At 64.5% G+C, this 24655-nt stretch carries 23 protein-coding genes; 11 read left to right on the top strand and 12 right to left on the bottom strand.

All coding sequences use genetic code 11. From position 1 onward, the window contains the following. Positions 1–14: 14 nt before the first annotated feature. The 3 genes from hpaD to ACFFNA_RS15625 are packed head-to-tail and all read right to left on the bottom strand — an operon-like array spanning position 15 to position 2925. The gene (gene hpaD / locus ACFFNA_RS15635) at positions 15–995 is read right to left on the bottom strand and encodes a 3,4-dihydroxyphenylacetate 2,3-dioxygenase (protein ID WP_378919579.1); all 981 of its coding nucleotides are present in this window, start codon (positions 993–995) and stop codon (positions 15–17) included. A gap of 14 nt (positions 996–1009) precedes the next feature. Next, positions 1010–2527, bottom strand: coding sequence for a 5-carboxymethyl-2-hydroxymuconate semialdehyde dehydrogenase (gene hpaE / locus ACFFNA_RS15630; RefSeq protein ID WP_378919577.1), 1518 nt, complete (start codon positions 2525–2527; stop codon positions 1010–1012). An 11-nt stretch (positions 2528–2538) separates the two neighbouring features. Beyond that, positions 2539–2925: a 5-carboxymethyl-2-hydroxymuconate Delta-isomerase gene (locus ACFFNA_RS15625; protein ID WP_378919575.1), complete on the bottom strand. Its 387-nt coding sequence runs from the start codon at positions 2923–2925 to the stop codon at positions 2539–2541. Between the two features lie 223 nt (positions 2926–3148). Here ACFFNA_RS15625 and hpaR point away from each other — a divergent pair, with 223 nt between their 5' ends. Next, positions 3149–3544, top strand: a complete 396-nt coding sequence (gene hpaR / locus ACFFNA_RS15620; protein ID WP_245445969.1) for a homoprotocatechuate degradation operon regulator HpaR — start codon at positions 3149–3151, stop codon at positions 3542–3544. Positions 3545–3573: 29 nt separating this feature from the next. Here hpaR and ACFFNA_RS15615 read toward each other — a convergent pair whose 3' ends face one another. Continuing rightward, the gene (locus ACFFNA_RS15615; RefSeq protein WP_111545276.1) at positions 3574–4083 is read right to left on the bottom strand and encodes a flavin reductase; all 510 of its coding nucleotides are present in this window, start codon (positions 4081–4083) and stop codon (positions 3574–3576) included. Between the two features lie 6 nt (positions 4084–4089). Next, positions 4090–5634 carry a 4-hydroxyphenylacetate 3-hydroxylase N-terminal domain-containing protein gene (locus ACFFNA_RS15610; RefSeq protein WP_378919573.1) on the bottom strand — a complete coding sequence of 515 codons (1545 nt, stop codon included), beginning with the start codon at positions 5632–5634 and terminating at the stop codon, positions 4090–4092. A 93-nt stretch (positions 5635–5727) separates the two neighbouring features. Here ACFFNA_RS15610 and ACFFNA_RS15605 point away from each other — a divergent pair, with 93 nt between their 5' ends. Beyond that, entirely contained in the window at positions 5728–6597 is an 870-nt protein-coding gene (locus ACFFNA_RS15605; RefSeq protein ID WP_378919571.1) for a helix-turn-helix domain-containing protein, read from the top strand. A 148-nt stretch (positions 6598–6745) separates the two neighbouring features. Here the strand turns inward: ACFFNA_RS15605 and ACFFNA_RS15600 are convergent, their stop codons facing one another. Then, a complete protein-coding gene (locus ACFFNA_RS15600; RefSeq protein WP_378919569.1) occupies positions 6746–8275 on the bottom strand; it encodes a winged helix-turn-helix domain-containing tetratricopeptide repeat protein in 1530 nt (509 codons plus the stop codon). A gap of 252 nt (positions 8276–8527) precedes the next feature. Here ACFFNA_RS15600 and ACFFNA_RS15595 point away from each other — a divergent pair, with 252 nt between their 5' ends. The 9 genes from ACFFNA_RS15595 to ACFFNA_RS15555 all read left to right on the top strand — a co-directional run bounded on the left by ACFFNA_RS15595 (position 8528) and on the right by ACFFNA_RS15555 (position 17634). Then, positions 8528–8782 carry a DUF1127 domain-containing protein gene (locus ACFFNA_RS15595; protein WP_378919567.1) on the top strand — a complete coding sequence of 85 codons (255 nt, stop codon included), beginning with the start codon at positions 8528–8530 and terminating at the stop codon, positions 8780–8782. 223 nt (positions 8783–9005) lie between these two features. Further along, the gene (locus ACFFNA_RS15590; RefSeq protein WP_378919565.1) at positions 9006–9494 is read left to right on the top strand and encodes a hypothetical protein; all 489 of its coding nucleotides are present in this window, start codon (positions 9006–9008) and stop codon (positions 9492–9494) included. Positions 9495–9686: 192 nt separating this feature from the next. Next, entirely contained in the window at positions 9687–10781 is a 1095-nt protein-coding gene (locus ACFFNA_RS15585) for a transporter substrate-binding protein (RefSeq protein ID WP_378919563.1), read from the top strand. Then, positions 10778–11380 carry an ANTAR domain-containing response regulator gene (locus ACFFNA_RS15580; protein WP_378919561.1) on the top strand — a complete coding sequence of 201 codons (603 nt, stop codon included), beginning with the start codon at positions 10778–10780 and terminating at the stop codon, positions 11378–11380. Before ACFFNA_RS15585 ends, ACFFNA_RS15580 begins: the two co-directional genes overlap by 4 nt. A 19-nt stretch (positions 11381–11399) precedes the next feature. Further along, positions 11400–12266: an ABC transporter permease gene (locus ACFFNA_RS15575; RefSeq protein WP_378919658.1), complete on the top strand. Its 867-nt coding sequence runs from the start codon at positions 11400–11402 to the stop codon at positions 12264–12266. After that, complete coding sequence (locus ACFFNA_RS15570; protein ID WP_378919559.1) at positions 12263–13183, top strand: ABC transporter permease; 921 nt, start codon at positions 12263–12265, stop codon at positions 13181–13183. The genes ACFFNA_RS15575 and ACFFNA_RS15570 overlap by 4 nt, the downstream gene beginning before the upstream one ends. Positions 13184–13242: 59 nt before the next feature. Next, on the top strand, positions 13243–14886 hold the full coding sequence (locus ACFFNA_RS15565; protein ID WP_378919557.1) for an ABC transporter substrate-binding protein: 1644 nt from the start codon (positions 13243–13245) through the stop codon (positions 14884–14886). Beyond that, positions 14876–15820, top strand: coding sequence for an acetamidase/formamidase family protein (locus ACFFNA_RS15560; protein WP_378919555.1), 945 nt, complete (start codon positions 14876–14878; stop codon positions 15818–15820). The genes ACFFNA_RS15565 and ACFFNA_RS15560 overlap by 11 nt, the downstream gene beginning before the upstream one ends. Continuing rightward, the gene (locus ACFFNA_RS15555) at positions 15817–17634 is read left to right on the top strand and encodes an ABC transporter ATP-binding protein (protein WP_378919553.1); all 1818 of its coding nucleotides are present in this window, start codon (positions 15817–15819) and stop codon (positions 17632–17634) included. The genes ACFFNA_RS15560 and ACFFNA_RS15555 overlap by 4 nt, the downstream gene beginning before the upstream one ends. An 18-nt stretch (positions 17635–17652) precedes the next feature. On the opposite strand, the gene ACFFNA_RS15550 is transcribed toward ACFFNA_RS15555, so the two are convergent. The 6 genes from ACFFNA_RS15550 to ACFFNA_RS15525 all read right to left on the bottom strand — a co-directional run bounded on the left by ACFFNA_RS15550 (position 17653) and on the right by ACFFNA_RS15525 (position 24643). Next, entirely contained in the window at positions 17653–18633 is a 981-nt protein-coding gene (locus ACFFNA_RS15550; protein ID WP_378919551.1) for a 2-dehydropantoate 2-reductase, read from the bottom strand. 2 nt (positions 18634–18635) lie between these two features. Then, entirely contained in the window at positions 18636–20162 is a 1527-nt protein-coding gene (locus ACFFNA_RS15545) for an acyl--CoA ligase (protein WP_378919549.1), read from the bottom strand. A gap of 70 nt (positions 20163–20232) precedes the next feature. Then, the gene (gene ggt / locus ACFFNA_RS15540) at positions 20233–21819 is read right to left on the bottom strand and encodes a gamma-glutamyltransferase (RefSeq protein WP_378919547.1); all 1587 of its coding nucleotides are present in this window, start codon (positions 21817–21819) and stop codon (positions 20233–20235) included. A gap of 30 nt (positions 21820–21849) precedes the next feature. After that, positions 21850–22650: an ABC transporter permease gene (locus tag ACFFNA_RS15535; protein WP_378919545.1), complete on the bottom strand. Its 801-nt coding sequence runs from the start codon at positions 22648–22650 to the stop codon at positions 21850–21852. Continuing rightward, positions 22647–23561 (bottom strand): ABC transporter permease, encoded by a 915-nt coding sequence (locus ACFFNA_RS15530; RefSeq protein ID WP_378919543.1) that lies wholly within the window; start codon positions 23559–23561, stop codon positions 22647–22649. The genes ACFFNA_RS15535 and ACFFNA_RS15530 overlap by 4 nt, the downstream gene beginning before the upstream one ends. Next, positions 23558–24643 (bottom strand): ABC transporter ATP-binding protein, encoded by a 1086-nt coding sequence (locus ACFFNA_RS15525; protein WP_378919656.1) that lies wholly within the window; start codon positions 24641–24643, stop codon positions 23558–23560. Before ACFFNA_RS15525 ends, ACFFNA_RS15530 begins: the two co-directional genes overlap by 4 nt. Positions 24644–24655: the final 12 nt, after the last annotated feature.

Below are 24655 nucleotides of genomic sequence, written 5' to 3'. Positions count from 1 at the left end.
GTCTGCATCCGCCATCAAGGCGCGATGATCGGCGACGCCGTCAGATCCGGCTGGCGTGCCGCAACCCCGGCAAATGCACTGCCCTCCTCGAACCAGCTTTTGGGCGCTGGGGCGCCCCACAGCGTCTGGCGCTGCGGGTCCTTGAGGTCCCACTTGATCGGCTCGAGGTCGGGATCGACCGTCTGGTAGTCCGAGCAGTAGATCTCGATGCGATGATTGTCCGGGTCGCGGACATAGAGGAAGAAGGCATTGGAAATGCCGTGCCGACCGGGGCCGCGTTCGATGTTCGGCAGGTAGCCGGTCGTCGCCATCAGGTCGAGCAAGTCGATGATGTTGAGCGGCGTCGGCACCCAGAAGGCGACATGATGCAGGCGCGGCCCGATGCCGTTGGTGAAGGCGATGTCGTGGACGCCGCCCTTGCGGTGCGTCCAGGCCGCCCACAGCTTTCCGCTGCTGGCATCCTCGGTGTATTCGGTGACACGGAAGCCGAGCTCGTTGTAGAAGGCGACGGACTCGTCGACATTGGGCGAGAAGCAGTTGAAGTGGTCGATGCGCAGCGGCTTGACGCCGTGATAGAGCGCATACTTCTGATGGATCGGCGGCAGCCGCTGCATCTCAGCGTAGAATTCAAGCGGAATGCCGTGCGGATCGCGGGTGCGGAAGGTGCGCGACTGGTAGGGCCGCTCGACCCATTCCACCGGCAGGCCTTTGCCCTTGAAGAAGTGCTCGGCCTTGTCGAGATCGTCCTCGGAAAACAGCTTGAAGCCGAGGTCGCGCGCTTCGGCCGTAGTGGCCCTCTTCAGCACGATGCAATGGTGCCCGCGCTCTTCCAGCGCCCTGAGATAGATGCTGTCTGATGTCTCGTCGGTGACCTGCAGGCCGAGTGTGTCGACATAGAACGCGCGGGACCTGGCGAGGTCGGTGACGGCCAGCTCGACATGGCTGAGGCGCACGATGTTGAAGGCAGGGTAGAGATTGGGCTTGGGCAAGGGCATTTGATTTCCTCTGATCAGCCGCCGAGTTTCTGGATCGCGTGCGCCGTCGTGGCGAAGGCTATGTTCTTCGTCTCCATGTAGAAGCCGAAGGAATGGTCGCCACCGTCGCGGCCGATGCCGGAATTCTTGACACCGCCGAACGGGGTCGGCAAATGCCGCACATTCTCGGAATTGACCCAGATCATGCCGGCATCCAGCGCGTCGGTGAAGCGGAAGGTGCGGGTAACGTCCGATGTCCAGAGATAACCGGTCAGGCCATATTGCGTGTCATTGGCCAGCGCCAGCGCTTCCGCCTCGTCCTTGAAGGAAAGTGCGGTCAGCACCGGCCCAAAGATCTCTTCCTGGGCAATGCGCATTGTGTTGGTGGCGCCGACGAACAACGTCGGGCTGACATAGCAGCCGCCACCCGGGCCGGCGAACTTGCCACCGCCGGCAGCGACCACCGCGCCTTCCGATTTGCCGACCTCGATGTAGGAGAGCACCTTTTCCTCGTGCACCGGATGGATCAGCGGACCGACCACCGTTGTCGGATCCAGGGGATGGCCGATCTTGATGCGCTTTGCCTTTTCCGCCACCAGATCGGTGAACTTGTCATAGACCGAGGCTTCGACCAGCAGCCGTGACGAGGAGGTGCAGCGTTCGCCGTTCAGCGAATAGATCATGAACACCGCCGCATCGGCCGCGCGCTCCAGGTCTGCGTCGGCGAAGACGATCACCGGGTTCTTGCCGCCAAGCTCGAAATGCACGCGCTTCAGCGTGTCAGCGCCTTGGCGCATGATCATCGAGCCGGTGCGGCTTTCGCCGACGAAGCCGATCGCCTTGATATCGGGATGCTCGGTCAGCGCCTTGCCGGCTTGCTCGCCAAGCCCGTTGACGAGGTTCCACACACCTTTCGGCAAGCCGGCCTCTTCGGCGATCTCGACCAGCAGGCGTGCGGTCAGCGGCGAAAATTCGGCCGGCTTATGAACCACGGTGCAGCCGGCGGCCAGTGCCGGCGCGATCTTCCAGGTCGACAGCATGAACGGCGTGTTCCACGGCGTGATAATGCCGACCGGGCCGATCGGCACCCGTGTGGTCATATTGACCTGGCCTGTGGTCCGCAGCGTTTCGCCGTCGCGCGCTTCGGGCGCACGGTCGGCGAAGAAGCGGAAATTCTCGGCCCCCCGCAACGCCGCCTTGGCCATGAACTTCAGCGCCTGGCCGGTGTCCATGCATTCGACGAAGGCGATCTCCTCGGCGCGTGCTTCGATCGCGTCGGCTATTTTGTGCAGCAGCTTCTTGCGCGCTTCGCCGGGCATCGCGGCCCAGGCCGGAAACGCTGCCTTCGCCGCCTTGGCGGCGCGGTCGATGTCGGCGGCATTGCCACGCGCGACTTTGGCCAGCGGCTTGAGGTCGACCGGCGACAGCGTTTCGAACGTCGCGCCGTCCAGCGCCGGCACCGCTTCGCCGCCGATCTGGTTCAGCACGCCGTCGCGCTTGAAACGGGCCAGATAGGCCTCGGCCTTCTTCAGATTGCCTTGCAGGTCGGACATATCAGCTTCCGTCACTTGCCGCGCAGTCGCGGGTGGATTGCGTTCTTCTTCCAGCTCAGCACCGGGTCGATTTCCCGGATCTCGAGCGACAGGGCGAAATGCGGCGTTGCGAACAGCCCGGCAAGGTGTTCGCTCACCGCCGCGAAGACGGCTTCGCCGGTCCGCTTCTTTTCCTCGGCGCTGCGCCCGGTTCCGATGCGAAACGACATGTCGAGGAAGGCGTTTTCCGCCAGCCTGTCGGCCACCGCATAGGCATCGGCGCGAAAGGCCCGCACCCGCACGGCGCCGGTTTCGAACAGTCCGGTGTCCAGCACGGTGCGCAACACCAGCGCGCACAACTCGCCCATATCGACCTTGGCATCGAGATTGGCCGAATACTCGATGGAGAAGTGCGGCACGGCGTTTCGCTCCCCAATCACTTGCCTTGTTGTAGTTAACGCGTTAATTACATGCGGCACCCGTGAAGTCAAGTCTTGCATCGGGCTTGGCGCAACGATACGGGATGGCTGGAACGGGCTTTCGGTGGGCGGATTCGGCTTGAAAGAAGGCCTGTTTTCGATCGCAAGCCAGCGTGGGAGGCCCTTTTTCTTGCTGCCTGAAAACACCCGTCGTTCCCTGCCAATGGCGCTGCTGCATGCCCGCGAAGTGGTGATGGCGCGGTTTCGTCCGATGCTCGCGGCCCACGATGTGACCGAACAGCAATGGCGCGTGCTGCGCGTGCTGAGCGAAGCCGGCCCGGTCGAGGCGACGGAGCTTGCCGATCGCGCATCGGTGTTGCCGCCCAGCCTGACGCGCATCATCAAGGCCCTCGAGGGGCGAAGGTTCATCACCCGCAACAAGGCGGAAGGCGACGGCCGCCGCGTCGTGCTGGCAATCGCCCCGGCCGGTTCCGCCCTGATCGATGCTCTCTCGCCCGAGCGTCGCGTTATCTATGACGACATCGAACAGCGCTTCGGCCACGACAGGCTGGAACAGCTGCTCGATCTCCTGGAAAACCTCATCGACGGCGAAAGCTGACCGTTCGGTCGGGGCGGTTTCGCTTGGGCTCACCCGCCAAAGCTGCCAAGCCGCGTCGGCTGCGTATAATTGCGGTCGACATAGAGCAGCGCCGAGCCGCCGCTGCCATGCCGGACATCGATGACGCGGCCGATCATGACATTATGCGTGCCGACGACATGCACATCCTCGATCTCGCAATCGAAATTGACGATCGCATCCGAAAGCGCCGGCGTGCCTGAAGTCAGCGTCTGCCAACGTGCCGCCGAGTAGCGGGCTTCCATGTCCCTGGTCGCGCCGGCGAACTTTCCCGCCAGATGCATGTGGTCGTGGGTCAGCACGTTGACGCAGAAGCGCCGGTTGGACAAGAACATGGCGGCCTGCGTCGAGCGGCCGTTCATGCACACCAGCAGCGTCGGTGGCTCGTCGGAGACGCTGCACATGGCGGTGGCGGTGAAGCCGCCGCGTCCGGCCGGGCCGTCGGTGGTGACGATGTTGACGGGCGCGCAGACCCTCGCCATGGCGTCGCGGAAATCGGCTTTCGAAATCTGCGTGGCCATCTGGTTTCACTTAGCCGACGAAGCAAGCGGATTGAACCAGGTGTCGCCGGTCCAGCCGCTCTCGTCATAGTCGGCCATGCAGGTGTCGACCAGCTCTTCCATCGCCTTCAGCCGCCCGCCGCGTTCGGCGCCCTTCAGCACCTGCAGCCGCACCTCTTCCGGCGCCCCGGCATAGTTGAGTTCGTAGAGCGCGTGGCGGCCGCCGAACTCGGTGCCGGTCGCGTCCCACAACAGCTTCATGATCTTGATGCGCTCGATGTGGCCCATGTCGTTGGAGCCGCGCACATACTGCGCGAGATATTTGTCGATCTCGGGATTGTTGAAGTCGCGCACCGACGACGGCAGGTAGATCAGCCCCGAGGCGATCACCCGGCGCACGGTGTCGATGACGCGCGGATAGGCTTCCGACATGAAGGTCCGGTAGGCGAGGGCTGCTTCCAGGTTGGGCAGCACCGCGCCGTTCGCCCACGGGATCGGGTTGTAGGCCATGGCATTGGAAAAGCTCCAGAACATGTGCCGCAGCGCGATGACCTCGCCCAGCGCTGCCTGGTTGCCGCGGAAGGCATCGCCGCCAGTGGCGCGCAGCGCCTTTGCCAGCAGGCCGGCGAGGAAGTCGAGCTTGACGGCGAAACGCGTGCAGCCCTGGAAGCAATAGCCGTGCATGAAGCCGGACGCCGGATGGAACGACAGGATTTTCTGCGCGTCGCGCAGCACCAGCACGTCCTCCCAGGGGATGAAGACATTGTCGAGCACCAGGATCGCGTCGTTTTCGTCGAAGCGCGACGACAGCGGATAGTCGAAGGGTGCTGCCACCGTATTGGCCGTCTGCTCGTAGGAGACGCGGCAGAACATCTTTATCCCCGGGGCATTCATCGGCACGATGAACATCACCGACAGCGACGGATCCTCGGTGACCGTCGCCGAGCCCTGCGCCAGGAAATTATAGTGGGTCAGCGCCGAGGACGTCGCCACCACTTTGGCGCCGGACACGGTGATGCCGGCGTCGGTTTCCCCAGTGATGTGGACGAAGACGTCCTTCACCTGTTCGGCCGGCTTGTGGCGGTCGATCGGCGGGTTGACGATGGCGTGGTTCATGAACAGAGCCGCTTCCTGGGCTCTGTTGTGCCAGGACAGAGCGTTGTCTTTGAACGGCCCATACCAGTCGGCATTGGCGCCAAGCGTGTTCATCAGCGCCGCCTTGTAGTCCGGCGTGCGCCCCATCCAGCCATAGGACATGCGTGACCACTCAGCGATCGCCGACTGCTGGGCGACAAGCTCGGCGGATGATTTGGCGACGCGGAAATATTTGTGGGTGTAGCCGCCCGAACCGGTGTCCGTCGGCGAGGTCAGCGCGTCGTGCTGCTTGGCGTCATGCAGGGCATCATAAAGGCGCGCCAGCGACCGCGCCGAATTGCGCATCGCCGGATGCGTGGTGACATCGGCAATGCGTTCGCCGTTGATGTAGACCTCGCGGCCGTCGCGCAGGCTCGCCAGATACTCGGCCCCGGTGAACGGACGCCCCTTGTCGGCACGGAAGTCTTCTGAGCGCATGATGTTCCTCCACTTGCGGCGCCAACTCTAGCGCGCCGGATATGGATCGGTTATGGACGGAATCGCAAAACCGATTGGACTTTTTCCGGCGTCATGAGCCAGAATTCCATCCCCGACTTCTTCGTCTATGGCGAGCCGGTGCGGCCGCTTGATGTCGGTTTCCTGCATGTCGAGACGGTGCTTGCCCGCAGCAACATCCATCGCGGCGAGGTTGCCGCGCACAAGCACCCGCAGATGGGCCAGATCACCTACTGGACCAGTGGCTCCGGCACCTACCGCATAGAAGACCGGTCCTGGGACTTTTCGGCGCCTGCCGTCAGCTTCGTGCCAAGCAATGTCGTGCATGGCTTCTCGATCGGCCCCGGCACCGACGCCATCGTCGTCTCGGTCGCCGATGACGCCCTCGCCGCCATTGCCGGCCACAGCCTGCTGCCGCTGGACCGGCCGGTGTTTGCAGACGGCCTGCCGCACCACGCCGCCTGGAAAAGGCTGGCGGCGGTGCTGGAGATGATCGCTGCCGAATACGCCGAGGCGCAAGCCGGCAACGACAAGGTGCTGCCGGCGCTGATCGCCGTCGCGCTCTCCCACATCGCCCGCCTCGGTCCCGGCGGGACCATCTCCACAACCTCTTCCGAGGCTTCGCTGGCACTGGGCCTGCGTCGGCTCGTCGATCTGCATTTCCGCGACAACTGGCCGGTCGACCGCTATGTCGAGACGCTGGCCACGACGCCGCATCTGCTCGACAAGGCCGCCCGCGTTGTGCTGGGCAGCGGCGTCAAACGGGTGGTCAGCGAGCGGCGGCTGCTGGAGGCCAAGCGGCTTCTGCTGTTCACCGTGCGCACGGTCGAGGACATCGCCTACGAGATCGGCTTTGACGACCCGGCCTATTTCTCAAGAGTCTTTCGCGAACGGGTCGGCGAGGCGCCAGCCGCCTGGCGCCGAAAGCAGCTGCGGGGGCATTGATCCGGTCATAGGAGGATGCGGACCTTGCGGCTTCGACATGGAAGGCGAATCCGCGGCGAGGCGACCGAGCAGTTCGCTGTCGAGAAAGGCGCCGAAATCCGCGACACCGTCAGGTCCGGCCAGAAGTCGTGCAGATCACGCCGGCACGTCAGTCCGGAAGACCGGCCTTGCGGTAGCCATCGACGAAATGCTCAAGCGTCGCGGCGTCGCGGAATGGCTCCGTCATGGCCCAGTGGCGGGTTGTAAAATGCGGGTTGCCGACGAGGAACAGTTCGACCTCCGCGTGCGCCTCGTCGAGCCGGCCCAGTTGCGCAAGGCTTGCCGCCAGGAAACGGCGTGAGCTTGTACGATAGGTCTCGTCCCTGCGCAGGGTCTCGACGGCGGCTTCGTAATCGCGGGCCGCATATTGCGCCTGGCCGAGCGTCAGATAGTACCAGCTTGCCGGATAAGGATTCAGCCGGAACGCCTTGCGAATGTGCTCAAGGCCCTCCTCGACCCGCCCGGCCAGGACCGCGATGTCGGATAGCGCCGCCCAGGCGTCGGCCTCGTTCGGATCGAGCTCGATCGCCCTGGCGAATTCCGCATCCGCATCAGTGAAGCTGCGCTCATAGGCAAGCAGGTAAGCCAGGACCCAGTGGCAGCCGGCATCGTTGGGATCGATCGCCACGGCTTTGCGCGCCAGCTCCAGGGCAACGCTTCGGGACGATTCAGTTGGTCCGCCGGAATGGACCCGTCCCATCCAGTGGTTCATGGCAAGCCAGCGATAGGCCTCGGCGTATCCCGGATCGAGCGAAACCGCGCGCGTCAGCATCAGATGCGCTTCCTGCGCCATCTGCGGCGAATCATCCATCAGCTTGCGCGCCCGCACGCAGAGATCGTAAGCCTCGAGATTTCTGGGCCGGTTGCGTGGCGGCGGTGCACGCAGCCGGCCGAGCAGCGCCTCCACGATCTTGGCCGTCACCTCGTCCTGAACGGCAAAGATATCTTCCAGGCCGCGATCGAAGCGTTCCGCCCACAGATGATCGCCACTCACCGCGTCGACCAGCTGTGCGTTGATGCGCACGTGCCCCGCGGCGCGTCTTGCGCTGCCCTCCAGCAGGTAGCGTACGCCAAGGTCGTGTGCGATCGCACGCACGTCCATCGCCTTTCCTTTGTAGGCAAAGGCCGAGTTGCGTGCGATGACGAACAGGCCGGAGATCCTGGACAGGTCGGTGATCAGGTCTTCGGTCAACCCATCCGCGAAGGAGTCCTGCTTGGGATCGTTGCTGACATTGACGAAGGGCAGCACGGCTATCGATGGTTTCTCGGGCAGCGGCAAAGGTTTTCGCGCCGCGCCACCGAGTTCTTCGATGGCCCCCGTGAAGCGGTAGCCGACGCGTGGAACCGTGACGATCCATTCGCCACCCCCATCACGGCCATCCCCGGCCGGACCAAGCAGCTTGCGCAGCTGCGCGATCTGGACGGTGAGGTTGCCTTCCTCGACGGCCATGCCCGGCCAGGCCGCGTCCATCAATTCGGCCTTGCTCAGGATGTCACCGGGCCGTCCGACGAGCGCCGCAAGCAGCTGTAGCCCGCGGTAGCCAACGGCAACGGGGACATCGTTCCGAAGCAGCGTTCCCGCACCGGAATCAAGCACGAACGGACCAAAGGCAAAGCGCGATCCCTGCATACGGCGCATCTATAGAGCAATTCCAGGAAAACTGTGAAGCGGTTTTCCCGGGAAAAGCGCCTGCGCTTTCCCTTGGGAATTGCGTCAAAAACAAAGAGTTAGAGTAGTTCGCCGTTTCCGTGAAACGGCGAACTGCTCTAACCCGTTTGGAACTTTTGAGAACTATTTGGGAGGGCTTAATTACGGCGCTGTCCGTATCCTGCAGAATTCAGCCTCTTTCAGGTCAAGGGTCCCAGACCCTCAAACCACATGGAGGTTGCTATGACCAATAGTCTTGAATTTGCCCCGCACAAGGCAGCGCGGCCGGGAACGCCCGTGGCGCCGGTGTCGCGTTGGCATCTGACGACCCTTCGCGGCATCATTGCGACTTGGCGTGACCGGACCTGGCGCGAGCGGATCCGCTTTCGCTGGCAACTTGAGCAAATGGCGAAGGACAATCCCCATTTGATCGACGATATCGGTCTGACAAGATGGCAGGTCGAGGCAGAGATCGCCAAGCGCTTCTGGCAACGATAGGGCGAAATGCTGCAAAGATACCGGAGCGCGGCGCCAGCCTCGCACACCAACGCGCCGCTGCGGACAGAGAACGAGTGACGCTATCGATCTTCGACGCCAGACGCAGCGCAAGCATTTCCGCGATGCAGCTGGGCCACTTTTTCGTGAAGTTGCGCGGGTTGATCCGATCGCCTGTTTGCCTAGGTAAGGAGCGGGCGGGCGCCACGCAAATCCGACAATCGGTATGACATTTTCCTCTATTCGAAAGCTTGCCCTTCCTGTTCTCTTCGTCGGCGTCCTGTGTTCCTGCGTCATCCCCGACGATACGTCGCGCATCGCCAAGGTTGACCCCACGGTGGCGGCGGCTCGCAAGGAGATGGTCGGCCTCAGCGAAGCCGACGTTCGAATGTGCGCGGGATTTCCCGACGCCACCGCGGACGCTGGCCGATCGGGCCAGATCTGGACCTATAAGCGCGTCGTTCAGCGCGGTAATCTCAGCATCGCCGTTCCAACCCTGGCGGTCGGCGCGATCCCGGCGGTAGGCGGCTCCGTCAATGTCGCTCCCGGCGGTTATTGCGACACGCAAATTCGCATGGTCGACGGCCGCGTCGCCGAAGTTGCCTATGCAGGCGACAACAATTTGCCGAACAGTCGCGACGCGCTTTGTGTCAGCACCGTGGACGCCTGTGTCGCCTATGCCCGCCAACACAGTCAAAGACCAGCGGCCAGGTAGCTGGCGGTGGCGAAACAGCGATGGCAGGCCGTGGGTGCTGCACGCGGCTAACGTGAGGGCTTGACTGACCGCCCGTACCGAATAGGCTAGTGATCGGAAAAATACCGGCCCTGATCGCCGGGCGGCAAATATGCCTCGTATGCCTCGCCCCCCGGCGCTGGCTGCGGGGCATTTTCATTTTGGGGATCTGTTTTGAAGCGGCGTATCGAGATCGGCATCCTTTATTCCCGCTCGGGGAGCTATCAGCTCGTCTCCGACGCGTGTCGGATCGGCGCGATGCGCGCCATCGCCGACATCAATGCCGACCGCCGCTACGGCATCGAGCTGGTGCCGGTCGAGCGCGATCCGCAAAGCAATGCGGATCGCTACGCGACGCTCTGCGAGGACATTTTCAAGACCAGCAGCGCCCGCCATGTCGTCGGCTGTGTCACCTCCTGGAGCCGCAAGGAGACGATCCCGGTGCTGGAGAAAGCGGGCGGCATGCTCTGGTATGCCTGCCCCTATGAGGGCTTCGAGGCCAACGAGCACGTCGTCTACATGCACGCTTGCCCCAATCAGCACCTCGTGCCGCTGATGGCCCATGTCGTGCCGCGCTTCGGCGCCAACGGCTTCCTGCTCGGGTCGAACTATATCTGGGGCTGGGAGATGAACCGCGTCGCGCGCGATCTGATCGCGGATGCCGGCGGCAAGGTTCTGGGCGAGCGCTATCTGCGCATCGGCGAGACCGATGTGTCGCGCCTGATCGCCGAAATCCGGGCGACGCGGCCGAACTTCATCCTCAACAATTTGATCGGCACCTCGTCCTACGCCTTCCTGGCGGCTTATCGCGACCTGGCGGGTGAGGATCAGGCCTTCAGCCCCGAAGCCTGCCCCGTCATCTCCTGCAACCTCACCGAGGGCGAACTGCCGGCGATTGGCGAAACCGGGAAAGGGCATTTGTCGGTCGGGCCCTATTTCGCGCCGCGGCCGGCCGCTTTCGCCTCGTCCTTCGAGGCCTCCGCCTATGCCTCCGTGCAAGTGATGGCCGACGTGCTCACCCGCGATCCCGACGCCGGTCCGGCGGAGTTTTCCAAGGCCTTCGCCCAACGGCGCTTCTCCACCCGGCTCGGGCCGATCGCCATCGACCCCCACTCCCAGCACGCGACGTTGCCGGTGATCATCGGGCGCATCGCGGACGGCTTCTTCGAGGTCGTCAGCCGCGAGGACGAGGTGGCGCCGGATCCCTATCTGTCGCGCTACGACCCGGCCAGGACCTTTGGTCGTCCGCGCCTGAGAGTGGTGTCGTGACCAGACCGCCTCGCATCCCCAATCTCGGCGGCGCCAGGGCCTTCATCCTGCATCGCCCGCATCCAACGGTGCAGGCAATCACCAGGCAATTGTCGGCGATCGGGCTGGTCACGGTGGATTGCTGGCCCGAACTGCCGCCCGAGGCGCTCGCCGCCGATTTCGTCTTCTTCGACGCCGATCTGGGCTTTGACGAGCAATTCCCCTGGAAGCCGGGCGAGGCGCCGATGCCGCTGGTGGCGCTGATCGGCTCCGAGGCGCCCGGCCGCATCGAATGGGCGCTGTCGCACAAGGCCGACGCCCAGCTGCTGAAGCCGGTCGGCAATGCCGGCGTCTACAGCGCGCTGCTGATCGCCAGGCAGAGTTTCGAGGCCCGCAAGCACTTGGCCAGCGAAATTGCCTCGCTTCGCCAGCGTGTTGCCGAGCGCCAGACCATCGTGCGCGCGGTGGCCGCACTGTCGAAAGGAACCGACGACGGCCGCGCCTATGCGCAGCTGCGCTCGCTGGCGATGAGCTGGCAGATCAGCGTCGAGGATGCCGCGCGCCGGATCGTGGCGATGACCGAGGAAGAAGGCGGCGATGACCAGTCCCATCGCGCCTGATCTCCCGACAGCCGGGCGCATGCCGGTCAAGCCGCGCGCCGGCGTCTGGCGCCGGCTGGTCAAACGCCGTCTGGCATTGCTCGGCCTGGTGATCGTCGCCGTCGTCGTCGCCGGCGCGGTGCTGGCGCCATGGCTGACCGGCTATGATCCCAACGAGCAGATGTTCGACGGCCTGACCATCGAGGGCTCGCCCTTGCCGCCGAACGCACAGTTCTGGCTGGGCACCGACCTGCTCGGCCGTGACCTCTTGACCCGCATCCTCTACGGCGCGCGCACTTCGCTGATCATCGGCATCGTCGCCAATGGCGTCGCGCTTTTCATAGGCACTTTGGTCGGCGTCACCGCAGGCTATTTCCGCGGCTGGATCGGCGGCGCGCTGATGCGCTTCACCGACCTGATGATGGCTTTTCCGGCGCTGCTGCTGGCCATCTGCTTGGCGGCGGTGTTCGAACCCAGCCTGTGGATCGTCGCCATGGTCATCGCGCTGGTCAACTGGGTGCAGACCGCCCGCGTCATCTACACCGAGACCAGCTCGCTCGCCGAGCGCGAGTTCATCGACGCCGAGCAAACCATCGGGGCGAGTGCGCCGCGCATCCTGTTTCGCCACATCCTGCCGCATCTGCTGCCGACCATCATCGTCTGGGGCACGCTCGGCATCTCGACCACGGTGCTGCTCGAAGCGACGCTCTCCTTCCTTGGCATCGGCGTGCAGCCGCCCACCGCGTCGTGGGGCAACATCATCTTCGAGAACCAGACCTATTTCCAGGCCGCGCCCTGGCTGGTGTTCTTCCCAGGTGCCGCGATCCTGGCGCTGGCGCTGGCCTTCAACCTGATCGGCGATGCGCTGCGCGACATCCTCGATCCGACGCAAAGGGGCCGGGCATGATCGCCTATCTTGGCCGCCGCCTGATCCAGTCGCTGCTCATCCTGCTCGGCGTCTCGCTGATCACCTTCGCGCTGCTCTATCTGTTGCCGGCCGATCCGGTGCGCCAGATCGCCGGCCGCAGCGCCACGCCGCAGACGGTGGAGAACATCCGCCAGCAACTCGGCCTCGACCAGCCCTTCGTCATCCAGTACTGGCGCTATCTGACCAGGCTCATCAGCGGCGATCTCGGCCGTTCCTACATCCAGCGCTCCGAGGTCACCGAACTGATCGTCTCGCGGCTGCCGGCAAGCCTGCTGCTGATGGTCGGCGCCATCCTGTGCGAATTGCTGATCGGCCTCAGCATGGGCCTGATCGCCGCCGTCAAGCGCGGCACCGCCACCGACCAGACATTGATGGTCGCCTCCTTCGTCGGCGTCTCGGCGCCGCAATTCGTCGTCGGTCTTTTGCTGCTCTATGTCTTTGCCGTCCGGCTGAGCTGGTTTCCGATCGGCGGCTACGGCACCTGGCGCCATCTGGTGCTGCCGTCGCTGACCATGGGCATTCTCGGCGCCGGCTGGTATGCGCGCATGATGCGCTCGTCGATGATCGACGTGCTGCGCCAGGATTATGTGCGCACCGCGCGCGCCAAGGGTCTGGCGCGTCGCGCCATCATCTTCCGCCACGCGCTGCCCAACGCCATCCTGCCGGTCATCGCCATGATCGGCATCGACATCGGCATCTTCATGGGCGGCATCGTCGTCGTCGAAAGCGTGTTCGGCTGGCCCGGCATCGGCCAGCTGGCGTGGCAAGCCATCCAGCGCGTCGACATTCCGATCATCATGGGCGTCACGCTGGTGTCGGCCTTCGCCATCGTGCTCGGCAATCTGCTCGCCGACATCATCGCGCCCTTCATCGATCCTCGCATCAAACTGAGATGAAAACCTAGGACATCGCCGAAAAACATGACCGAAACCGAACCGAGAAAGGGAACATAACAATGAAAAAGTTTCTGGCATCCACAGTAGCGGCATCGGCGTTGGCGCTGATGCTCGGCATGGCAAGCGCACGCGCCGAAGACACCGTCGATCCGAACGCCAAGCAGGGCGGCGAAATCATTGCCACATACAAGGACGATGTTACCACGCTCGACCCGGCGATCGGCTATGACTGGCAGAACTGGTCGATGATCAAGAGCCTGTTCGACGGGCTGATGGACTACGAGCCTGGCACCACCAAACTGAAGCCCGATCTCGCCGAAAGCTACGAGATTTCGCCCGACGGCAAGACCTTCACCTTCAAGCTCCGCCATGGCGTGAAGTTTCACAATGGCCGCGAAATGACGGCCGATGATGTGAAGTACTCGCTTGACCGCGTCACCAATCCGAAGACGCAGAGCCCCGGCGCCGGCTTCTTCGGTTCGATCAAGGGCTATGATGATGTCGCCGCCGGCAAGGCCGAAAGCCTCTCCGGCGTCACCGTGGTCGACCCCTACATCGTCAAGTTCGAGCTGACCCGGCCTGACGCCACCTTCCTGCATGTCATGGCCATCAACTTCTCGCATGTCGTGCCGAAGGAGGAGGTCGAGAAATACGGCGCCGATTTCGGCAAGCACCCGGTCGGCACCGGCGCCTTCAAGCTCGCCGAGTGGACGCTCGGCCAGCGCATCGTCTTCGTGCGCAACCCGGATTATTGGCACAAGGGCCTACCGCATCTCGACAAGATCACCTTCGAGGTTGGCCAGGAGCCGATCGTGGCGCTGCTGCGCATGCAGAAAGGCGAGATCGACCTGCCCCTTGATAACATTCCGCCGGCAAAATTCCAGGAGGTGATGGCCGATCCCGAGCAGAAGGCGCGCGTCGTCGAAGGCGGCCAACTGCACACTGGCTACATCACCATGAACACCACAATGGCGCCCTTCGACAATGTGAAGGTCAGGCAAGCCGTCAACATGGCGATCAACAAGGCGCGCATCGTCCAGATCGTCAACAACCGCGCGGTGCCGGCCAACCAGCCGCTGCCGCCGTCGATGCCAGGCTACGACAAGGAGTTCAAGGGCTATCCCTATGACGTAGCCAAGGCCAAGGCGCTGCTTGCCGAGGCCGGTCATCCCGATGGCTTCGACACGCAATTGTTCGCCATGAACACCGATCCCAACCCGCGCATCGCCCAGGCAATCCAGCAGGATCTGGCGGCCATCGGCATAAAAGCCAGCATCCAGGCACTGGCCCAGGCCAATGTCATCGCCGCCGGCGGCGACAAGGCCGGCGCGCCGATGATCTGGTCCGGCGGCATGGGCTGGATCGCTGATTTTCCCGATCCGTCGAACTTCTACGGCCCGATCCTCGGCTGCGCCGGTGCGGTGCCGGGTGGCTGGAACTGGTCCTGGTATTGCAACAAGGATCTCGACGCCAAGGCGGCCGAAGCCGACTCGATAACCGATCCGGCGAAGTCTGAAGAGCGCAACAAGATGTGGAGCGCCATCTACGACAAGATCATGGAAGACGCGCCCTGGGTGCCGGTCTTCAACGAGCAGCGCTTCACTATCAAATCCGCACGCATGGGCGGCGCCGACAACCTCTATGTCGACCCGGTCCATGTCTTCGTCAACTACGACAATGTGTACGTAAAAGATGTGCAATAACTGCGACTACACCATCCACGGACGCCATCACCATTTCGGCTGGGACAATTCGTTTGCCCCCGCCGAGCGGGTGGCGCCCGGCTCGACCATCGAGTTCCAGTGCCTTGATGCCGGCGGCGGTCAGTTGCAGGCCGACAGCACGGTCGCCGACATCGCCAAGCTGGAATTCGCCAGGGTCAACCCGGTCACCGGGCCGATCTTCATCGAAGGGGCTGAGCCCGGCGATGCCTTGAAGGTGACGATCGAGATGTTCAAGCCGTCCGGCTTCGGCTGGACGGCGAACATCCCGGGTTTCGGGCTGCTCGCCGACGACTTCAAGGAGCCGGCGCTCAACATCTGGAAGTATGACGCCGCCTCGCTCGCGCCGGCGCTGTTCGGCAAAAATGCGCGCGTGCCGCTGAAACCGTTCGCCGGCACCATCGGCAATGCGCCGGCTGAGAAAGGTCACCACTCGGTGGTGCCGCCAAGGCGGGTCGGCGGCAATCTCGACATCCGCGATCTTGCCGCCGGCACGACGCTCTATTTGCCGGTCGAAGTGGCCGGTGCGCTGTTTTCGGTCGGCGATACCCATGCGGCGCAAGGCGATGGCGAGGTGTGCGGAACGGCGATCGAAAGCCCGATGGATGTCGTGCTCAAGCTCGACCTGGTCAAGGATGCCAGGCTGAAAACGCCGCGCTTCACCACCTCCGGCCCGGTGACCCGCCACCTCGACGCCAAGGGCTATGAGGTGACGACCGGTATCGGCCCGGATCTGATGACCGGCGCCAGGGAGGCCGTCGCGCAGATGGTCGACCTGCTCGCCGGCCGCTACAAGCTCGATCCTGTCGATGCCTATATGCTGGCCTCGGTGTGCGGCGATCTCAGGATCAGCGAGATCGTCGACATGCCGAACTGGGTGGTGTCGTTCTATTTCCCGCGCTGCGTCTTCGAATGAACGCAGGCGCGGGTAAGAAGCACGCCGGGGCTGCCGCTCCGGCGACGGCGGGACCGGTGCTCGACATCGCCGGCCTGTCGGTCAGCGTGCGCGGGGAGGACGGCGAGCGGGACGTCGTCTCCAACCTGTCGCTGACGCTGGCCCGTGGCGAAACGTTGTGCATTGCGGGCGAATCCGGCTCCGGCAAGTCGATGACGGCGCTGGCGATCATGCAGCTCTTGCCGCAACCCGCCGCGCGCATATCGTCGGGGAAAATCCGCCTTCGTACCGGGGATCTGGGCGATACCGATCTGGCGACGCTCGACGAGCGCCAGATGCGCCGCATTCGCGGCGACCGCATCGCCATGATCTTTCAGGAGCCGATGACCTCGCTCAATCCGGTACTGTCGATCGGCCGGCAGCTCACCGAGTCCATCGAGGCGCACACCAGCCTGTCACAGGCGCAGGCCCGCCAGCGCGCCATCGAGGCGCTGAAGGCGGTGCGTATTTCGGAGGCTGAAAGCCGGCTAAAACAGTTTCCGCATGAGCTCTCCGGCGGCATGCGTCAGCGGGTGATGATCGCCATGGCGCTGGCGCTGGAGCCCGACGTGCTGATCGCCGACGAGCCGACGACGGCGCTCGACGTCACCGTGCAAGGCGAGGTGCTGGAGCTCTTGCGCGACCTGCAGCGCCAGCATGGCACCAGCGTCATCCTGATCACCCACGACATGGGCGTGGTTGCCGAAATGGCCGATCGCGTCATCATCATGCGGCATGGCCGCATGGTCGAGGAAGGCACGACATCAGACATCTTCGCCAGGCCGCAAGCCGACTACACGCGCGAGCTGCTGGCCGCCGTGCCGCGCATCGGCACCGGTGCCGGCCGCCAGCAATCTCGGGATGCCGAGACGGCGGCGCCGGCTAACGTCGCCGTGGTCAATGATCTGCATGTTCGCTTCGATCTGCGCGGCGGCGTCTTCGGCCGGGTCAACCGCCGTGTTCACGCCGTCGAGGGTATCAGCTTTTCGATCGCGCCCAACGAGACGCTGGCGCTGGTCGGCGAGTCCGGCTGCGGCAAGTCGACCACCGCCAAGGCGCTGGCCGGGCTGGTGCCTTACAGCGGCGATATCGTCATTGGCGGGCGCAACCTGTCCGGGCTTGGCCGCGACGAGCGCAAAGCGGTTCGCCGCGACGTGCAGATGATCTTCCAGGACCCCTTCGCCTCGCTCGATCCGCGCATGCGCGTCGGCGACCTCGTCGCCGAGCCACTTGTCATCCACGGCATCGCGTCGAAGGACGAGCGCAGCCAGCGTGTCGCGGCGCTGTTCGAGCGCGTCGGCCTGTCTGCCGACCAGATGGAGCTCTATCCGCATGAATTCTCGGGCGGCCAGCGCCAGCGCGTCTGTATCGCGCGGGCGCTGGCGCTGCGGCCGAAGCTGATCATCGCCGATGAAAGCGTCTCGGCACTCGATGTCTCGGTGCAGGCGCGCGTGCTCGACCTGTTGAAGGAATTGCAGCGCGAATTCGGCGTCGCCTATCTCTTCATCTCGCACGACATGGCGGTGGTCGAGAACATCTCCGACCGGGTCGCCGTTATGTATCTCGGCCAGATCGTTGAGATGGGCACGCGCGACCAGGTGTTTTCCAACCCGCGCCACCCTTACACCAGGCGGCTGATCGAAGCCGTGCCGGTGCCCGACCCGGCGCAGCGAAGGAGCCGCTTCGCCCGCCTCGACCAGGAAATCCCGAGCGCCACCCGCAGGATCGGCGAGGCGCCGCTGAAGCTGGCGCTAAGGGATGTCGGCAACGGCCATCTCGTCGCCGCCGACGCCTGAACAAAGCTCTAAGTCCCGTCAGGAATAACAGCCGCGCTCGATGGCGAGGCGGCGCACCAGTGCCAGCACGGCATCGATGGTGGGGGTCGGCTTGTCCGTTAGCCGGCCAAGTTCCTGCACCGCGCTGACCAGCGCGTCGATCTCCATCGGCCGGCCGCGTTCCAGGTCCTGCAGCATCGAGGTCTTGTGCTCGCCGACATCGCCGGCGCCCTTGATGCGCCGGTCGACTGCGATGGGAAAGCGCACGCCGAGGCTTTCACCGATCGCCTGCGCCTCCAGCATCATCGTGCGGGCAAGCGCACGGGTCGCCTCGTCGGCAACGATCGCCGCCAGCGTGCTGCCGGTCAGCGCCGAGATCGGATTGAAGGAGAGGTTGCCCCACAACTTGACCCAGATCTCGCTGCGGATGTCGTCGCGAACCGGCACCTGCAGCCCGGCCTTGACCATTTCCTCGGCTAGCCGCGTGACCCGTTCACTGCGCTCGCCCGAGGGTTCGCCGAGCGAGAAGCGTTTGCCCTCGACATGGCGGATGAGGCCGGGTGCGTCAACTTCGACAGCGGGATAGACGACCGAGCCGATGACGCGCTGCGGTCCGATCCGCTGCCAGATCGCGCCGCCGGGATCGACCGCGTTCAACCTGGTGCCTTCGAGCGGCCCGCCGACGTCATGGAAATACCACCACGGCACGCCGTTCTGCATGGTGACGACGGCAGTGTCCTGCCCAAGCAGCGGCGCGATCTGGTCCAGCGCAGGGGTGAGGGAATGGGCTTTTAGGGCCAGCACCACATAGTCCTGGGCGCCAAGCTCCTCGGCTTTCGCGGCGGCCCGGACGGGGACCGACGTTTCCTGGCCGTCTTCGATCAGGCGCAGCCCATCTGCCTTGATCGCGTCAAGGTGGGCGCCGCGCGCGACGATCGAAAGCTCGGTCCGGCCGGCCATGGCGAGCTTGGCGGCGAGATAGCCGCCGATCGCGCCGGCGCCGAATATGGTGATCTTCATCGTCAAAGTCCAAGTTTGGCGGCAAGCCCGATGCGCTGCAGCTTGCCCGTCGCGCCCTTGGGGATCTCGTCCAGGATCAGGACTTTGCGCGGCACCTTGAAGTCGGCCAGCCGCGTCGCGGCGTAGCCGCGGATATCGCTCTCGTTGGCGGTCATGCCCTCACGCAGCACCACCGCCGCTGCGACCTCCTCGCCAAGCTTGTCATGCGGCATGGCGAAGGTGACGACCTGCGCCACCGCCGGGTGGTCCATCAGCACGTCATCGACCTCGAGCGGCGAGATCTTCGCGCCGCCGCGGTTGATGATCTCCTTCAGCCGGCCGGTGACGCGCAAATAGAAGTCTTCGTCCAGCACGCCCTGGTCGCCAGTGTGGAACCAGCCATGCGCGAAAGCCGTGGCATTGGCGTCCGGGTTCTTCTCGTAGCCCACCGTTACATTGGGTCCGCGAATGACGATCTCGCCGGTTTCACCGGCTTTGAGCAGTCGCCCGTCCGGCGCCATCACCGCCACCTCCGGTCCGGCGGAGGCGCCGACGCTACCCGGCTTGCGCTGGCCCGGCGGCAGCCGGTTCGACGCCATCTGGTGCGCCGCCTCGGTCATCCCATAGGATTCGATCACCGGGCAGCCGAAGGTCGCCTCCAGTTCGGCCATCACTTGCGGCGGCAGCGACGCTGAGGACGAGCGGATGAAGCGCAGGCGCGCTGCCGCCAGCGCCTCGGCATTGCGTGCCGCCCGCGGCAGGATCGCCTGGTGCATGGTCGGCACCGCCGTGTACCAGCTCGGCCGCGCCTCGCTCAGCCACTGGAAGAAGCGCAGCGCGTTGAAGCCCGGCGTGCAGTAGATGCTGCCGCCCGATGCAAGTGAGGACAGCACCGCCGCGATCAGGCCGTGAATGTGGAACAGCGGCATGATGTTGAGGCAGCGGTCATCGGCCGTCAGGCCGAGCGTCGCGCCGATATGGGCGGCAGAGGCCGCGATGTTGGCGTGGCTGAGCGGCACCAGCTTGGGCCGCGACGTGGTGCCCGATGTGTGCAGCAAAAGCGCGATGTCGCTGTCCTGTGCCATGTCAGGCGCAGCCTGCGGTCCGATCGCAGCGCCCTCGATGGCAAAGCTGCCGGCCGGCGCGTCAGGTAAAGCGACAAGCCGGAGCACGCCGATACCGAGCCGTTCGGCCACCGTCACCGCCGGTCCGGTCTCGTCGTGCGCAACGAGGATCGCCTTGGCACCTATGTCGGTGAGGTAGAAATCGAGCTCGTCGGCCCGGTAGGCGGGATTGAGTGGCGCCGTCGAGGCGGCGGCCGCCACCGCGACGAAGGCGGTGGCCATCTCCGGTCCGTTGGGCAGCACGATGGCCACCCTGTCGCCACGGCCGATGCCGCGCGCATGCAGCGCAGCAGCGGTGGTGGCGATCAGATCGCGCAGTCCGCCATGCGTCAGCGTGGTTCTTTCGGGCGCCGAAATCGCCGGAGCATTATCGGCGCCGGCGGCAAGTGGGCGCGAAAGCCCAGGAGAATTTCCGATACTGGTCATGATTACCGACACTCTTTCCAATCCGACAAAATCCAGCCGCGACTGTGATGCCACGGCAAAGCCGAGGCCATCAATAGCCAAGCGCCAAACCATCCTTGCGCGGATCGGAGGCGCCGGTCAGGGTTCCCTTCTCCCAGTCGATCAGCACTACTTGCCCGCCGCCAAGCGGGTGATGCGGCTCGCCTATGCGGTGGCCGCGCCGGCGCAGGCCTTCGATTGCTTCGGAGGGCACGTTGCGTTCGGCCTCCACGGTATCATCATTGTAGAACACACGTGGCGCATCCAGCGCCTGCTGCGGGTCCATGCCGAAATCGAGCATGTTGGTCAGCAGATGGACGTGCCCGAACGGTTGGTAACCGCCGCCCATGACGCCGAACGGCATCACCACGCGGCCATTCCTGGTTGCCATGCCGGGCATGATCGTGTGCATCGGCCGCTTGCCGGGCGCGATGGCGTTCGGGTGCGCCGGGTCGAGGCGGAAGCTCGAGCCGCGGTTCTGCAGCACGACACCGGTCTTCGGGCCGACGACGCCGCTGCCGAACGAATAATAGGTCGAGTTGATGAAGGAGACCGCATTGCGGTCGCGGTCGACGATGGAGATATAGACCGTGTCGCTGCCGGGCAAGTCGAGGCGCGGCAGATGCGTCATGGCACGCTCGCGATCGATCTCGGCACGCAGCCGGTCGGCATAGGCGCTGGACAGAAGCTGCTTTACCGGCACTGGAACATGGTCCTGGTCGCCGATAAAGCGGTCGCGGTCGCGATAGGCCAGCCGTCCGGCTTCGATCTCCAGATGCAGGCGCTCGGCGCCATTGGGATCGAGCCCGCCAAGCTTGAACCCCGACAGCACGTTCAGCATCAAAAGCGCCGTCAGCCCCTGATTGTTCGGCGGCATCTGGTGAATGTTGTGGCCGCCATAGGCGGTGCTGACCGGCGCCACATAGTCGCCTCTGGTCGCGGCGAAATCCTCGGTCGAATGCAGCCCGCCCAATTCATTGAGCCGGCTGACGATATCGTCGGCGACGGCGCCTTCATAGAATCCGGCGCGGCCGTGCCTGGCGATTATTCGCAAGGTGGCCGCCAGTTCCGGTTGGCGGTGGACATCGCCGGCCTTCGGCGCCTTGCCGCCCGGCAGGAAGATGCGCGCTGCATGTTCGTCGGCCGACAGATCGGTTTCCGGCTCGGCCCAGTCGAAGGCGACGCGGTCATGCACGACATAGCCGTTCTCGGCGTAGTGGATGGCCGGTGCCAGCGCATCGGCAAGGCCCTTGCGGCCATGGTCCTCCAGCAGGCGGCTCCAGGCGTCGACGGCACCCGGCACGGTGACAGCGTGCGGTCCCTGCAGCGGGCTGCGGTCGAAGCCTTTTTCCAGATACCAGTCGACCGTCGCCTTGGCCGGCGCGCGGCCGGAGCCATTGAAGGCCAGCACGTCGCCTTGTCCCGCCGGGCAATAGAGTACGAAGCAATCGCCACCGATGCCGGTCGATTGCGGTTCGACTACGCCTTGGACGGCGGCGGCGCAGACGGCGGCATCCATGGCGTTGCCGCCGGAGCGCAGCATGTCGATTGCGGCAAGCGTCGAAAGCGGATGCGACGTCGCGGCAACCGCTTCAGTGGCACGAACCGGCGAGCGGCCGGGAAACTGGAAATCACGCATTCTGTCTGGATATCCCATGGTCACTTGAAATCAATGCCGCCGCCCGAACATCTGCGCAACCGACAACAGGACGACCGACAGCACGATCAGGCAGGTCGAGATGGCGGCGATCGTCGGGTCGATCTGGTCACGCAGCGCGTTGAACATGCGGCGCGTCAACGTCGTCGCCTCGCCGCCCGATATGAACAGCGAAACCACCACTTCGTCGAAGGACGTGATGAAGGCAAACAGCGCGCCGGAGACGATCGAGAAGCGGATCTGCGGCATCGTCACCTGCCAGAACGCGGCGACGCGTCCGGCACCTAAGCTGCGTGCCACGCGCTCCTGGTTCATGTCGTAGGAGCGCAAGCCCGACAGCACGGTCAGCACCACCAGCGGCAAGGCCTGCACCGTATGCGCGATGACCAAGCCGGTCAGCGTGTTGTTGAGCCCTATCCGCGCATAGAGGAAGAAGGTGCCGATGCCGATCAGGATCACCGGGATGATCAGCGACGCCGTCAGCAGCGCGTTGATGGTGCCGTTGAAGCGCAGCGTGCCCCGGTTGATCGCATAGGCGGCGGCAGTGCCGAGCGGTGTCGCCACCAATGTCGTCATGATCGCCACCTTGACCGAGACGATCGTGGCGTCGCGCCAGTCCAGCGACTGGAAGTAGGTCTGGTACCAGCGCAGCGACCATTGCTGTGGCGGGAATTGCAGCAGCGTGGAATCCGAAAACGACATGATGACGATGATGACCGATGGCGCGATCAGGAACAACAGCACGAGGCCGCTGAGCGCGTAGAGCCACAGACGTTGCCGGTGCGAAATCCGCAGGCCGATATCCTCGCTCATCGCGAACTCCATACGCCGGTGGCGCGCGCGCCGAGCAGCCATTGGAACAGGCCGAGAAGCGCGAGCGTGACCACCAGCAGCACCACGCCGAGAGCCGCGCCGGCGCCCCAGTTGGAGTAGAGGCTGGTGGTCTGTTCCATTCGCATCGCCCACATGATCACCTTGCCGCCGCCCATCAGCGCCGGGGTGACGAAGAACCCAAGGCAAAGCACGAAGACAATGACCACGCCCGAGGCGAGGCCGGGAAGCGACAGCGGAAGGAAGATCTGCCGGAAGGTGGCCGCCGGACCGGCGCCAAGGTTCATCCCGGCACGCAGGCAGTCGGTGTCGATCGTCTTCATCGAGGCGTAAAGCGGCAGCACCAGGAACGGCAGCAAGATGTGCGTCATGCCGATGACGACGCCCGACAGATTGTTGGCGAGCGACAGCGGCTGGCTGATGACGCCGAGGTCGATCAGCCAGCTGTTGATCAGGCCCTTGCGCTGCAGGATCACCAGCCAGGCATAGGTGCGCACCAGAACCGATGTCCAGAACGGCAGGATGACAAAGATCAGGCAGATCGACGCCGCCCGGCGCGGCAGTTGCGACAGCATGTAGGCCAGGGGATAGCCAAGCAGGACGCAGGCGCCGGTGACGATGAAGGCGACCTTGAAGGTGGTGACGAAGGTCTTGATGTAGGAGGCCTGCTCGAAGAAGCGCGCATAGTTGGCGGCGCTGAAGGCGCCGGCCTCGTCGAACAGCGACAGCCAGAACAGCCAGCCGATCGGCACGATGATGATGGCGAAGACCAGGAACAGGCTTGGCGCCAGCAGCGCCAGCAGCCGCAACGACTCGCGCCGGGCATCAGTGCGCAGCGACTGCGCGTTGAGATCGGCGCCAGCAGATTCGTGGAAGGCGGATTGCGCGCTCATCCGTCTGATGCCACCAGGATCGTGTCCTGCGCATCGAGGCCGAGGCTGATCGGCTGGCCCGGAGCCGGCATTCTGGCCAGCACGTCACTGCGGCAATAGTCGCGCAGCGTCAGCTGGCGGCCATCGCGCAGCACCGCGTAGCAGACGAAACTGTCGCCCTGGTAGATGATGTCACTGAGCGTCGCGTCGAGCACATTGACGCCGCTTGCCGGTTCGGCATTTGCCAGCAGCCTCAGCTTTTCCGGCCGCACCACCATCAGGTGCTGGCCCGATGCCGGCGCCGGTGCCGCGGTGTGGATTCTCCTGCCCTCGTACCAGACCGAACCATTGTGGCATTCGACCGGAATGAAGTTCGATTCGCCGATGAAGCCGGCGACAAACCGCGTCTGCGGCGTGGCGTAGAGGGTTTCCGGTCTATCGAGCTGTTCGATGCGTCCGCCGTTCATCACCGCAATGCGGTCCGACATGGTGATGGCTTCACGCTGGTCATGCGTGACATAGACCGTGGTCATGCCAAGCCGCCGGTGCAGGCTGCGCAGCTCGATCTGCATATGCTCGCGCAGGCCCTTGTCGAGCGCCGACAAGGGTTCGTCCATCAGCACGATGCGTGGCTCGAACACGATGGCGCGCGCCAGCGCCACGCGCTGGCGCTGGCCGCCGGAGAGCTGGTCGACCCGGCGCTCGCCCAGGCCCTGCAGCTTGACCAGATCCAGCGCCTTCTCGACGCGTTCAGCCGTCTCTGCGGCCGCAACGCCCCGCTGCTTCAGCGGAAAGGCGATGTTGTGGAAGACGTTCATATGCGGAAACAGCGCATAGTTCTGGAACACCATGCCGATGTTGCGCTTGTGCGGCGGCGTGGTGATGATCTCGTCATCGCCAACCCTGATGCTGCCGGCATTGGCGCGCACAAAGCCGGCCAGGATCATCAGCAGCGTCGTCTTTCCGGAGCCGGAAGGCCCCAGCAGCGTCAGGAATTCACCAGCCTCGACATCGAGGTTGAGGTCGCGCAGCACTGCTACGCTGCCAAATCGTTTCTCGATCCGGCGCATGCTGATCGGCAGCGCGGATGGCGCAATGGACAAGATCATCGTCTC

The organism is Mesorhizobium kowhaii, from assembly GCF_042431665.1.
GTDB lineage: Bacteria > Pseudomonadota > Alphaproteobacteria > Rhizobiales > Rhizobiaceae > Mesorhizobium > Mesorhizobium kowhaii.
This window is presented reverse-complemented; position numbering and strand designations above follow the sequence as displayed.